Consider the following 13,480-nt stretch of genomic DNA (forward strand, 5'->3'; position numbering starts at 1 on the left):
GCACGTACGCGGGCCTTCGCCGGTTTCAACTGCCGTCACGGGTGGACGGCGCTGATGACTGACTGCATTACTTCTTCTTCATTGCCGCTTCGATCTTCTTGTTGACGTCCTCGCGCACCTGGTCAATGCTGAAGCTGGCCGGGCGCTGGCTCGGCGGATAGTCGACGAAGGTCTCCAGGAACACCGAGGCCTTCATCGTGCCGTTCGCGAACAGGTACCCGTTCTTGGTCAGCCAGTCGTTGTACTGGTCGGACACAATGTCAGCGCGTTCATACGGATCCATGCGCAGGTTGAAGAGTTTTGGCGCCCGCAGGCACTTGAACGGATCCTGCCAGACCTGGAAGCCGCCCGGCGTGGTCTGCTCGCAGAAGACGACCTTCCAGTTGTCATAGCGCATCGCCACCAGTACGCCGTCGTCGTTGAAGTAATAGAACTCGTTGCGCGCGCCCTTGTTGGTCTGGCCGGTCAGGTACCCCAGCTGGTTATAGCCGTCGAGGTGCAGCTTGGAGTTCTTGCTGCCGATCGATGTGCCCTTGAGCAGCCGCTCCTTGATATCGCCATCGCCAGCGGCCGCCAGAAGCGTCGGGAACCAGTCCATGCCCGAGAACATCTCGTTGCTGACAGTCCCGGGCTTGATCTTGCCCGGCCAGCGGATCATCGCCGGCACGCGGAACGCGCCTTCCCAGTTGGTGTCCTTCTCGCTGCGGAACGGCGTGGTTGCCGCGTCGGGCCAGGACCACTGGTTAGGGCCGTTGTCGGTGGTGTAGATGACGATGGTGTTGTCCGCCACCTTCAGGTCGTCCAGCGTCTTGAGCAGCTTGCCGACATCGCCATCGTGCTCGACCATGCCATCGGCGTACTCGTTGCCGGGCATGCCGCTCTGGCCCTGCATGGACGGACGCACATGAGTGAACGCATGCATGCGGGTCGTGTTCATCCAGACAAAGAACGGCTTGTCGGCCTGGACCTGCTTGGTGATGAACTTCTGCGCCGCGTCGGTGGTTTCGTCGTCGATGGTCTCCATGCGCTTGGTGGTCAGCGGTCCGGTGTCCTCGATCTTGCCGTCGGCCGTGGAATGCAGCACGCCCCGCGGCGAGAAATTCTTCACATACGGGTCGTTCTTGTCCTTGGGCCAGTACGGGCGCTGCGGCTCTTCCTCGGCGTTCAGGTGGTAGAGGTTGCCGAAGAACTCATCGAAGCCGTGCTTGGTAGGCAGGTACTCGTCACGGTCGCCCAGGTGGTTCTTGCCGAACTGGCCGGTGGCGTAGCCCAGCGGCTTGAGGGCTTCGGCGATGGTCACGTCGCGGGCCTGCAGGCCCACAGTCGCGCCCGGCACGCCTACCTTGGACAGGCCGGTGCGCAGCGGCGACTGGCCCGTGATGAACGACGAGCGGCCGGCCGTGCAGCTGTTCTCGGCATAGTAGTCGGTGAACATCATCCCTTCGCGGGCGATGCGGTCGATGTTCGGCGTGCGGTAACCCATCACGCCCATGCTGTAGGCGCTGATATTGGTCTGGCCGATGTCATCGCCGAAGATCACCAGGATGTTGGGCTTCTTGCCCGACGTATTGACGGCCATCGGCGCGGAGCCGGCCTCAGGCGCGACCGGCAGGTTGGACTGCGCAGGCGGCTGTGCCGGCGTCGCGGACGTATCCGGCGCGGCTGCGGGCGCAGGCGTTGCCGGCTGCTGCGCGGCGGGCGCCTGCTGTTTCGGCTCGTCGGCCTTGTTGCAGCCGGCGATCGCCGCGACGGCGATCGCCATCGCGGCCATGGCAAAGCGCGCGCCGCGCCTCGCCTGGGTGGTCTCTGTCATGCGTTGCATTGCTGCTCCTGGTAGTCAAACTGCTTGAACCTGCGTCCGGCAAGCGTGGCATGCCGTCTTCCTTTTCTGCCTACTTCGCACCAGCCGTGGGGTAAACCTGCTGCCAGTCCTGCTTCATGCTGACCACCGTCCAGCCCTTGGCGCGGGCGGCGTCCAGTGCCTTGTCGAGCTTGCCCACCTTCGACTGGCGGTCGTAGGCGAACTCGCGCACGGCATCGTCGTGATGCACCAGCACGCCCATGCGCGGGCCGTCGCCGCCGGTGGTGTACTCCAGCATCTGCAGGTCGCCGTCGGAATTGCCCACGGCAAGGATCGGCCGGCGGCCGATATGGCGGTAGATGCCGACCGGTTTGCCCGGTCCGTCATCCATGAACTCCAGCTTCGGATCGCGCACCAGCACCGGCTTGCCGCCGCGCACCTGGTAGCGCACCGCCTGCGAGGAGCCGATCACCTGCTCGGGCGGAATGCCGTAGACAGCCTGACTCCATGGCCGCATGAATTCGACGGTGCCGCCGGAGACGATGTAAGTCTTGAAGCCATTGGCACGCAGGTAAGAAAGCAGTTCCAGCTGCGGCTGGTAGACCAGTTCCGTATAGGGCCGGTTGAATTTCGGATGCCGCGATTTCGCCAGCCAGTCGCGGATGGTGCGGTCGTACTCGTCGACGCTCATGCCGCTGTTGGCAGTGGCGATCAGCGCGGCGAGTTGCTTCTCGTTGCGCATCACGCCCTGCATGTCGTTGGCCATCAGCGCCTTGAAGGCAGGATTGTTGCGCCACTCGGGGTGTTGCGGCGCCGCAGCCCGGACCTGGTCGAGCAGGAAGAAGAACTGGAAGTAGAGCGGCTGCTCGCTCCACAGCGTGCCGTCGTTGTCGAACACGGCCACGCGTTCCTCGGGCGGAACGAACGTCGGCGAGCCCGGGCGGGTCACGTCGGCGACAAACTTCAGCAGCGCTTGCCGCGCGGCGCCATCGCGCCACGACGCCAGCGCCTGCCCGGCCGGCTGCGCCGCCTGCGTGGCGGCGGCCTGGGACTCGGGCCCGGCCGCGGGCGTGGAGCAGCCGGTGAGGGTCAGACCGGCCAGCGCCAGCGCAGCGATGGCCTTGCGCGAGGGGCCTGCCAGGAAACCGCGGGCAGCCGCCATGTCCATGATGTTCACTCCAGTCGCGTGTTGTCGTTGTTGTGTGATGCGGGCAGTGTCAGCGCACCGCCGGCAGGGACGGGCCGGTCGTTGCCACCGGTGCCTGCCGCTGTATCTCCGCCCAGCGGCCTTCGTCCATCACCAGCCGGAAGCCGAGGTGCGACATGCTGTTGTACGGATCGGTCCCGCGCCGCGCGCTGGGGCGGTAACTGAGACAGAAATCCTCGTTGCAGAGGAAGGAGCCGCCGCGCGTGACGCGCTTGGGCGCGTTGACCGGCACGCCGGGTTCAGCCGGATCCCATGAGGCCATCGGACCGATCGGGTTTTCAATCGGCTGCGCCTTGCCGGCCTCGCGCCGGAACTGGTCGGCCCGGTACCAGTCCGCCACCCACTGCCAGGCATTGCCGGTCATGTCGGCCAGGCCGTAGCCGTTGGGCGGGAAGGTGCCGACCGGGCTGGTGCCCAGCGCGCCGCCGGCCTTGGGACTGACCACCGGGAATGGCTGGTTCTGCTGTCCCTGCCAGACATTGGCCATCTGCTTGCCATCGGGGGAGAACTGCTCGCCCCAGGCATAAGTGGCCTGCTCCAGCCCGCCGCGCGCGGCAAATTCCCATTCGGCCTCGGTGGGCAAGCGCTTGCCGACCCACCTGGCGTAGGCCTGCGCGTCTTCATACGAGACCTGGACCACCGGATGGTTGTCCTTGCCTTCGATCGAACTGCCGGGGCCGGTCGGATGACGCCAGTCGGCGCCGGGCACATAGCGCCACCAGCGCGAGTAGTCCTGCAGCGGCACCGGCCGCGGCGTGCCCACGAAGACCATGCCGCCGGCAACCATGGCGCTGTCGGGCGGGCGTGGCGTGCCGGGCGGCAACTGGACCCGCAGGGTTTCCCAGTCAGGGACCCGCTCAGCGGTCGAGACGTAGCCCGTGGCTTCAACGAATTTCCGGAACTCCGCGTTGGTGACGTGGTGCTGGTCCATCCAGAAAGCGTGCACGCGCACCTTGTGGGCAGGCTTTTCATTGGGCTGCGCCATCTTGCTGTCGCTGCCCATCAGGAATTCACCGCCGGGCACGCGCACCATGCCGGCCGGACCGTTCTTGCCATTGCCAACGACGATGGCTGGCGCCGTCGGCGTGCGCCCCTTCATGTGCCAATAGCTGCCGCCGAGGCCAGCCGCGACGCCAAGGCCAAGCAGCGCCAGAATCAACACCTTTTGCCCGCTGCGCCGTCCGGCGGCAGGCGCAACGGAGCCAGAACGCCCCGTGCCTGCGCCGGGATTGCCGCTCTCACGTCGTCCGCTCATTCACTCTGCCTCTTTGTATGTGAAAATCATGCTGACCCAGCCCGGGCAATGATCTCAGATGACTACAGCAATCAGAAGTCAGCTTTTTCTAGTTTCGGGGGGAAGTGATTTAAGTTTTCCTGTCGTGCTCTGCCCCGGTCGCCCTGCTCATCGCCGGACATTTGCCGTTGGCCCGATCATCGCCATGGATGCCGCCTGGTCTTCGTCGCCCTCATGGAGGACGCTGTAGTCCGCCGGGAACAGCGCCGCCAGCGGTGGCGGATACCGGAACGCGGGCAGCGGCTCGAGGTTTTCGCTCGCATCGATCACGAACACCTCGATCAACCGGTTGCCGCCGCCACGCTCGCGCCCCGCCACATAGTAGTGAATGCGGTTCCTCCAGACGAAGTGCCCGCCGACGTAGGGCTTGGAGACATCCGGCAGGCCAGCCAGATGCGTTTCGCAGAGCAGAACAGCTTCGCGCAGGTAGTTCCGGCTTACAGTCTCATCTGGGGCGGACAGCCTGGCCATCATGCCCCGCCTGTCCGTCATTTTCTTGTTTGCCATAGCGTAGCGAGCACGTTGGCCCCCCTGAGCGCCAGGACAGCCTGCCGCACACGGAGCGGGACTGGCAACTCAGTGCCAGGCGCTCCCCACCTGGATATAGAACGCGTTCTGGCCCTTGCTGTGGGCCACATCCATACCGATCGACACACCCAGCTTGCGCGCGATGATGTAGCGAAAGCCCGTACCGATGCTGTAGATGGTCGAGGCATCTGAAAAATCATGCCAGCGCCCATAGGCCTTGCCCACGCCGGTGAAACCCAGCAGCGACCAGCGTGGCGTCACATCCCAGCGCAGCTCCATTTCAGCCGCCAGCGCATTGCGGTCCTGGTAGCGCCCCTTCTGCACGCCGCGCAGGTCGACGAACGGCTGCGCGTAGAACGGCACGTCGCCGGTGGAGAACTTCGTATCGGCACGCAGCCCCAGGATCACGGTACGTGCCAGCGGCAGCCAGGTGAAGCCGCGCGCGTTATACATGTTGAATGACTGCGTGCTGCCGAAGCCGCCGCGCGCGAACTGCGCCTCCAGCTCGGCATAGCTGCCGCGGCTGGGGTAGAAGATGTTGTCGCGCGAGTCGTAGTCGACCACCAGCCCGCCCTTGCCGATGCGCTGGGAACGGTTGAAGCTGCCCAGCTCGCCCGCGTCGCCAAACTTGAAGGTTGCGGTCGAATCGAAGTACACATAGCGCGGACCCACGTACCAGCGGGTATCGGCAATGCGCACGAGAAGCTGCTGCACCAGGGCCACGCCTCGCAGCTCATAGGCGCGGGGCTTGTTCAGCAAGCCGAAATAGTCCAGATTTGCATCGACCTTGCCGATCGCCCCAAGATAACGGTAGCGGTCGCCGTCCCAGGTGTGGAAGTGCGCCACGCCAGCGCCCCAGGTTCCGTTTTCGGTATACGCGCCCCCAAGCATGGTGATGTTGGGCGGCGCCGGCCCCTTGCCGCTGGCCTTGGCGCTGGCGGCGGCCTCGGCCATGGACTCCGAGAAGAACATCAGGCCCAGCCCGCCACCGTAGCCAATGGCGGGTTCCGTGATAACAACCGGCACGGGCAGGGCCCCCTTGTGGTTGAGCAGAAAATCGCTCATGTCCAGCATGCCGTCCTCAGGGTCGAAGAACGACAGCGGTTTCTTTTCGGCCGGCGCTTCGGCCTGGCCGAAGGCGGCACCGCACCAGAGCAAAGCCAGTGCGCCGAGCAGCAACGCAATGCGCTGGCTTGCGTGGGAGCGGGTCATCGGCAAGATATGAAAGTCCTTCTTGATGGCTACAGCGGAAACTGGATATTCAACCCCATGAACACCTGGAATTTTGGCACTCCGACTCCCTCGTGCCCCACCGTCCATTGCGGTTCGGCAAACAGGTTGTAGGTTTCCTTGCCGATTTTCCATATCTTGCCCGCGCCAATACCAAGAGGGATGTAATAACTCCCACGCTTCAGGTCGAAGTTCCAGGTTGCGGTGCTGCGCAGGTACCACCCTTCCGGCAGGTTATACATCACGAAAGGCTGCGCGGTCAGGTTGTCTTGGGTTGGCCGACCGCTTTCCCCGGCAAAGGAATGCTGCCAGGTCACGAGCCCGCCGATCATGCCCCATTTCTGCGGGGAGATGGCCACGCCAGCCAGGCCGGCTTGCCATTTCCCGGTGCCGGTCTGGTTGTGCGATGCCGTCGGGATGGTCAACTGTGGGCCGATGCCCCATTCCATCCCCATCCCCTTGAGCAAGACCAGGTTGAACAGGTTCAGGTCGCCCAGCCCGGTCTTGCTGCCATCCGGTGCCACGTTCGGCGTGGTGACGACGGGCATCGTAAAACGGACGATCTGCGGCAGCCCGAACAGCTTGTGCGGAATGGTGCCGCGCAGCAAGACGCTGTTTCCGTCCTTGTCGTCGAGTCCGTAATATCGACCCACATACTGGTCCTGCAGATTCAGGGTAATGGTCGGACTCAGCGGATTGTTTGACGCATTCATGTCATCCGCCGAAGGTCCTGCCGCACAGGCAAACGCCGGCAATATCGCTGCCACGCCACCCGCGGCGAATTTTATTCCCTGCATGAATGAATTCATTTCCAAACCACCACCCTGACTGAAATTGATAACACCACCAAAAAAATATGGCGCTTTCATCATCGCAGACCGCGTCGAGACTTGTGAAGTAAATATTTGCGATCTCGTGATGAAGATTTTCGTTTGTTTGCTTACTGGCAGTGACGAGGGCCTTTGCTGGTAGTATCAAATGTCGCGAAAATATGAGGGTGAGGCAATGCTTCACCATTTGATTTCCCTGTAGCAGGCGCAGCTGACATGCGCCCGAGGTCGGCATTCCGGCAAGCGCCTGGCCGACCTTGCACTTCATGCTCCATGACCATGTCAAAGACCATCGCAAACCGGCTGGCCATTGCCGCCCCTTTCTTCTTTGCCTGCACAGGTGCCCACGCAACCGAAGGCGCGCTGGGGCGCCCCGTGACCGGCACCAGCGTGCTTCCCAATGCGGGGATCGTGTCGCCGGAGCCGGCGCTCATCGTGAACGTCGGCGAGATCTACCTGGATGGCTCGATCGGCGGCAGCCGCAATGTGCCTATCGCGGGCAAGGCATCCGCCGGCGTGGACGGCAAAGTGGCGTTCACGCTCGCAACCGTGATGAAGGTCTGGGACACCGGCCCCGGCGCGTGGAACTTTGCTTCCAGCTTCACGCTGCCCTACGTCTGGACCAAGGTCACGGCCAACGTCAGCGCCGGCGGCCGCGGCAGCAGCACTCAGGACACGGCGTCGAACCTGTTCGACATTACCTTCGCGCCGATCATCGCGGGCTACCACTTCTCGAAGACCGAGCACGTGGCCCTGAGCCTGAACGTGTGGGCGCCGACCGGCAAGTACGACCCCAACGCCCTGGCCAACCCGAGCCTGAACAACTGGACTTTTATTCCGCAGGTGGCCTACACCAAGCTGTTTCCCGAACACGGACTTGAGTTCGATGCCGTGGCCGGGATCCAGTTCTACACCCGCAACAACGCCACCGATTACCAGAACGCGCCGCTGTTCACGCTGGACACCATGCTGCTCAAGCGCTTTGCCAACGGCGCCGGCCTCGGGCTGATTGTCGGCACGACGCAGCAACTGGGCGATGACAGCGGCCCGCTGGCCGACCGCCTGAACGGCTTCCGCGGCCATGACTGGGCGGTGGGCCCGATCGTCACCTACGACACCAAGATCGGCGCCAAGAGCCTGCTGTCGCTGGGCCTGCGCTGGGTGCCCTCGGTGGCCAGCAAGAACCGCCTGAAAAGCACCAACACGTTCATGGGAACGGCGACCATCGTGTTCTGAGCGCGCCGCCTTCCCGCGCGCTGCCGGCTACCAGGTGTACTTCACCCCGGCCCGCAGCGCGTACTGATAATAGCTCTGCTGGCCCCAGGAACCCGACACATTGGTCCAGCCGGTCCAGCGCTTGCCAAAATCGGCATTCAGCCCCAGCTTCAGCTCGAAGCGGTTGTGCGGGTACAGGCCGCCGACCGGCAACTGGTTGAACGAGATATTGCTGTTGGTATCCGAGTACCACCAGTTCACGGTCGCATACGGCTGCAGCTTGCGCCCGTCCTCGCGCACAAAAGTCCGATGCGTGCGCACGCCCAGCCGCGCGACAATGCCGCTGGAATCCGCCCCGCTGACGCGCGTGCCATTGGGCTCGGTGATATCGCTCTCGCGGTAGTCGACATAGATGATCTGCGCCTGCGGCTCCACCACCCAGTCGCGCGGCAACGGGATGGCATAGCCGGCTTCGCCCGACAGTCCGAGCCCCTGCGCGTGATAACGCACCGTCGGCAACTGGTCGCCTTCCACACGGTTGGTGAACCAGCCGTACTGGAACCAGGTATCGACATAGGCGCCCAGCCTTTTCTCGTCGTTCTGGTACCACGTGCCGTAGGCACCGGCGGACCAGCCTTCCACCTTGCCCCTGGCCCGCGCCGGATTGCCCGCCGCATCGGCATCGGTGCCGGCATTGCCGTAGCTGCCCATCACGCCGACATGCAGCCGGTCGGTCTCGCCGGCGACACGCCACTTGGCCAGTTCCGCGCCGCCATGCAGCAAGACGCTGTCGGTACGCGTGCGGAAGTTGCCGTCCTTGCTGTCGCTGCCCTCCCACTTGCCGACCACGCGCAGCCAGCCGCTGCGCGGCTTGTCCTGGGCCGGGTCAAAGCCCTGCCCCTCGGCATACTGCGGCTCGCCCAGCCGGTCATGCAGGCTGTGCACGAACATCTGTCCGGCCAGGCGCTGGTTGGCAAGGTAGGCGGCCACCTCGGGGCGATAGAGCGGCTCCGGCGGCGTGGGTGGATCAGGCGGCCCCATCCGTTCCGACCGCAGATACCAGACATCGGGATTGCCGCCATGCTCGGCGCCGCGGAACAGCCGGTACTCGTACACACCAGCGACGGCGCGGCCATCGAGCGCGAACGCATTCGGGTCGCTCGCGCTCGGAGACTTGTCGAGGATCTCGACCACCGCAATACCGTTCGCGGCGGTCAGGGCGCCGGCGCCGCCGACATTGTTGACCCGCAGCTTGCTCGCGCCGCCAGCGCCGGTCGCCGCGGCATCGATGACCAGCATGTCCGAGCGCGAATGACTGCCGCCCTCGTTGAGCACGGTGTTCAGTTTTATCGTGCCGCCATTCGATACATAGACACCGCCGCCATCCTGCCCGGCGGTCTGGCCGCCGCCGATCACCAGCACGTTACCCACCGCGCTGCCGCCGCCGGTCAGGTCGAGCAGGCCCGCGTTCGTGAACGTCCTGACGCCGAGAATCTGACCTTGCACCGCGCCGCCGGGAGTCGGCGCATTGGCGCTCTGCCCCAGCGGCAGGTAAGCCCCGGTGGTATTGAAGCTGGTGATGGTGGCCGCGGGCTGCCTGCGGTCTGCCGCGGCGGCGCTGGCCTGGCTGGCGAGCGAGATCGTCCCGGTGTTGCTGATCTGATTGCCAGCCCCGGCGCCCAGGTTGGCCACCGCCACGCTCCACGTATCGCGGCTTCCACTGCCCGTGGTGTCCGCGAAGCTGCGCAGGTTCCAGGTGCCGCCATTGTCGATGCTGGCCGCGGAGGTTGCCGCGCTCACGATCCCGGTGATCTGCCCGGTGTTGGCAAGGGTGAAGGTGCCGCCGGAGCCGTTGGCATCGGCGCGCACCGCCACATCGCTCAGCGCATCGATCGCCGAACTGTTGCGCACCGCCTGGGTGGCGCCGCCGAGCGCCACGCCCGCGCTGGTTCCCCAGCCCGCGCTGACGGGCTGGCTGTTGCGCACCTCGCTCGATCCGCCTTGCGACAAGGCCTCGATCCCCGACGCGTTATTGCCCCGGGTGGTGATGGCGCCCCCATTGGCCACGCTGATCGCCGCCGCGCCCGTGGCATTCGCGAAGATGCCCTGCGCATCCGTGGCGCCCAGGGTCTGGATCGCGCCCTGGTTGACGATGGCCTGGGTGCCGGCCCCGGTGTATGACCAGAGCCCGCGTTGCTTGTCGCCACGGGCAATGATCGCCCCGGAATTCTGCACGTCAACGCGGCCCAGGCCGCTGCCGCCGGAGAATGCATTGCCGGCAACGATGGCCGCGCCGGAGCCGTTCACATCGATGGCCTGGCCGGTGAACCGTATGCTCACATCGCCGCCAAGGCTGGTGGCCTGCAGCCCGAACGAGCCGCCGCCGGAGCCTTCGCCACCGCCGTTGTCCGCGTGGGTGACGATGGTGCCTTGCGCCGCGATCGAGACCGTTCCGGCGGGCGAGTTGCTCGTGGCGTAGATGCCGTTGGCATTGACATTGAAGGTTTCGATGCGGCTGCCGGTGTAGGTGACGTCCGTATTGCCGCCGGTGGAGTGTGCCCGGATGCCGCCGGCGCCGTCGCCGCGCACGCTGAGGTCACCCGAATACGACACTGAGGCCTTGCCCGCTTCCGCGCTGATGATGATGCCGTAGCTGCGCGTGGTTGCGGCATTGCCCAGCACCGTGATCGGCCCGCTGCCGGTCACGATGGCATCGCCGGCGCCGCGCGCGATCAAGTAGATGCCGCGCGACCCCGGGCCGTTCCCCGCACTGCCGACCGTGATGGCCCCGTTGTTGTTCACCGTGAAGCTTCCGGGTCCCGCGCCGGCGCTGAGATAGATGCCGTGGGCATTCGGCCCCGTGGTGGTAATGGCGCCCGTATTGCTGATCTCGATGGGGCCGCCCTGGGCGGCGGAGCGGATGCCGAAGCCGTTCTCCCCGTTGGTGACAATGGCGCCGGCATTGCTCACCGAAGTGGCCCCTGTTCCGCCATCGGTATAGATGCCGATCGCATTCATGGCATTGGCGTTGATGGCCGCGGCGCTATTGACGGTGGTGACGCCACTGCCCGTAGTGCGGGTACGGATGCCGGCGTGATTGGACGGGCCGCCGAGTTCGCCGGGATCGGCAGGATCGGCAATGCCGTTGGTATTGTCGACGTTCAGCGTAACGCCGCTGCCCACCTGCACGTTGATGACGCCAGCGCCGGCGGCCTTGACCCACAGCCCATTGCCGCCCGCCGTGGAGATCACCCCCGAACCGCTGTGGATGATGCTGGCGTTGCCGCCGCCGGTGGCATTGACATCGAACCCGTCATGCTCGTTGCCGCCGACCAGGTTAGTGATGTTCAGCGTCGTGCCCGCATTGACGGTGATGGCTGAACTGCCGGCCGTGCTGTTGGTGACGGCAACGCCGTCCACCCCTGCCCCTTGCATTGTGATGGCGCTGGTGCCGCCACTGAACGTCACGCTGGCATCGCCGGGGCCAACGCTGACTTGCGACGTCACGCCGCTCGCAGCCGTGGCGGTGCTGTTTGTGATGGTGGTGCCGGTCAGGGTCACCGAGGCATCCGCCGCCCTGGCGGCCGCACGCAGGCTCGCACCTGCGCTCGTGTTGAAGGTGGTGCCTGACACCGCTTCTATCACGGCATCGCCCGATGCAGGCGTGCAGGACAGTGCCGCATAGGTGCCGCTGGCAATCGTGCCGCACGCGGTCTGTGCGCGCACCTCCAGCGAAGCCAGGGCCAAGGTGCCAGCCGGCGCAAGCCAGTACGCGATCAACGCGGCAATCGGCCGCAAGGCAGGATTGCACCGCATCCTGAGACTGACACCGTGCTGCAGAATTTGCCCCGGAACTCGCACAGTCATCCCCTTTGTAGGATATTTGTTGCATTCTGAGGAGCAGGCAATCTGCACACCAGTGAAACATTTGGTAGCCTGTATTAAGTGTGCTGCGTGACCCGAACGGGGTAGCAGCATCAATTTGAGGAGTCCGCGCGCCAGCGTCCGCGCTGATCAAGCTCAAGCTCCAATCCAAAACAAGCCTGCAAACTGGCACCCCATGACCACTCTGCCTTCTTCTCCGCCCGTTGCCGCTGAAACGAGTCAATCAAAGGCTCCGCCCCCTTCCACGGCTGCACGCCGCCGGGCTCCTGTGCCACGTGGCCGTTTCGCCTGGATCACCGGGATTCTCAGCTGGACCCTGCTGATCGCCAGCACGCTGTTCTGGTGCGCGCTGCTGTTTCCGCTGGCGCTGCTGAAGCTGGCGCTGCCGTTTGCCGCCGTCAGGCGGCGCATCGATCCGCTGCTCAACGGCATCGCCACCGCCTGGATCTCTAACAACACCGGCTGGTTCGCGTGGATCCAGCGCGAGCCGTGGGATGTCCAGGGCAATGAAGGGCTGCGCTATGCCGACTGGTACCTGGTGAACTGCAACCACCAGTCGTGGGCCGATATCTTCGTGCTGCAGCGCTCGCTGAACCGGCGCATCCCGCTGCTGAAGTTTTTCCTGAAGCAACAGCTGATCTATGTGCCGGTGATCGGGCTGGCATGGTGGGCGCTGGACTTTCCCTTCATGAAGCGCCATGGCAAGGCGCAGCTGCGGCGCAATCCGGCGTTGCAGCGCCAGGACCAGGAAACGGCGAAGCGCGCCTGCGCGAAGTTTTCGCTGGTACCGACCAGCGTGATGGTGTTTGCCGAAGGCACCCGCTTTACCGATGCCAAGCGCGCGGGCCAGGACTCTCCGTACCGCCATCTGCTCAAGCCCAAGGCCGGCGGACTGGCGGTGGCGCTGAATGCGATGGGCAACAAGTTCCGCTCGCTGATCGACGTCACCATTGCGTACCCGGAAGGCGCGCCGGGCTTCTGGGACCTGGCCTGCGGGCGCGGCGGCCCGGTGCTGGTGCGCATGCGGCAGTTGCCGGTGCCGCCGGCCTTCTGCGAGGCGGATTACGGCAGCGACAAGGCCTTCCGCAGGGAATTCCACAACTGGCTGGCACGCCAGTGGGAGGAGAAGGATGCGGAGATCGATGCGTTGGTGTCGGGGCGGGTGGGGTGAGGTTTTTTTTTGGGGGGGTGATTGGGTTTTCGCTGTTTGGGCGGTTTGTGGTGCTTGGCGGGTGTGGGTTGTATCGCCGGCGTAGACGGCTGGCTTCGTGTTCGTTGGCTTGCTTGGTTATGTCGGGCGGGTTCGATGTTGTCGTAGGTTGGACCGCCTGGTTCCGCCCTGCTGGGCGGGTCACTTTTTGGCCGAGCGCCAAAAAGTAACCAAAAAACGCGTCGCCTCTGGCGGCTGGCCATCCATTCCTCGGCGTTGGTGGTTCCAGCGGCGGTGATTTCCAGTCGATGAGGTTGGTGGTTCGACCCTGCTACGCACC

At 64.9% G+C, this 13,480-nt stretch carries 9 protein-coding genes; 2 read left to right on the forward strand and 7 right to left on the reverse strand.

What is annotated here, in order from left to right; translation table 11 throughout:
* Positions 1-67 precede the first annotated feature (67 nt).
* The 6 genes from ACREYQ_RS08650 to ACREYQ_RS08675 form a co-directional block, all read right to left on the reverse strand.
* Complete coding sequence (locus tag ACREYQ_RS08650) at positions 68-1,822, reverse strand: arylsulfatase (protein WP_432260312.1); 1,755 nt, start codon at positions 1,820-1,822, stop codon at positions 68-70.
* A 70-nt stretch (positions 1,823-1,892) separates the two neighbouring features.
* Positions 1,893-2,969, reverse strand: a complete 1,077-nt coding sequence (locus tag ACREYQ_RS08655) for an HAD family hydrolase (RefSeq protein WP_432260313.1) — start codon at positions 2,967-2,969, stop codon at positions 1,893-1,895.
* Between the two features lie 49 nt (positions 2,970-3,018).
* Positions 3,019-4,263: a formylglycine-generating enzyme family protein gene (locus ACREYQ_RS08660; RefSeq protein ID WP_432260314.1), complete on the reverse strand. Its 1,245-nt coding sequence runs from the start codon at positions 4,261-4,263 to the stop codon at positions 3,019-3,021.
* Between the two features lie 147 nt (positions 4,264-4,410).
* Positions 4,411-4,776, reverse strand: coding sequence for a hypothetical protein (locus ACREYQ_RS08665; RefSeq protein WP_432260315.1), 366 nt, complete (start codon positions 4,774-4,776; stop codon positions 4,411-4,413).
* 102 nt (positions 4,777-4,878) lie between these two features.
* Complete coding sequence (locus ACREYQ_RS08670) at positions 4,879-6,042, reverse strand: BamA/TamA family outer membrane protein (RefSeq protein ID WP_432260316.1); 1,164 nt, start codon at positions 6,040-6,042, stop codon at positions 4,879-4,881.
* A gap of 29 nt (positions 6,043-6,071) precedes the next feature.
* Complete coding sequence (locus ACREYQ_RS08675) at positions 6,072-6,932, reverse strand: hypothetical protein (protein WP_432260317.1); 861 nt, start codon at positions 6,930-6,932, stop codon at positions 6,072-6,074.
* 237 nt (positions 6,933-7,169) lie between these two features.
* Between ACREYQ_RS08675 and ACREYQ_RS08680 the strand changes: the two genes are divergently transcribed.
* The gene (locus tag ACREYQ_RS08680) at positions 7,170-8,126 is read left to right on the forward strand and encodes a SphA family protein (protein ID WP_432260318.1); all 957 of its coding nucleotides are present in this window, start codon (positions 7,170-7,172) and stop codon (positions 8,124-8,126) included.
* A gap of 27 nt (positions 8,127-8,153) precedes the next feature.
* Here ACREYQ_RS08680 and ACREYQ_RS08685 read toward each other — a convergent pair whose 3' ends face one another.
* A complete protein-coding gene (locus tag ACREYQ_RS08685; RefSeq protein WP_432260319.1) occupies positions 8,154-11,903 on the reverse strand; it encodes an autotransporter outer membrane beta-barrel domain-containing protein in 3,750 nt (1,249 codons plus the stop codon).
* Between the two features lie 355 nt (positions 11,904-12,258).
* Here ACREYQ_RS08685 and ACREYQ_RS08690 point away from each other — a divergent pair, with 355 nt between their 5' ends.
* Positions 12,259-13,161, forward strand: coding sequence for an acyltransferase (locus ACREYQ_RS08690; RefSeq protein ID WP_432260320.1), 903 nt, complete (start codon positions 12,259-12,261; stop codon positions 13,159-13,161).
* Positions 13,162-13,480 lie beyond the last annotated feature (319 nt).

Source organism: Cupriavidus sp. TMH.W2 (assembly GCF_050847365.1).
Taxonomy (GTDB): Bacteria; Pseudomonadota; Gammaproteobacteria; order Burkholderiales; family Burkholderiaceae; genus Cupriavidus.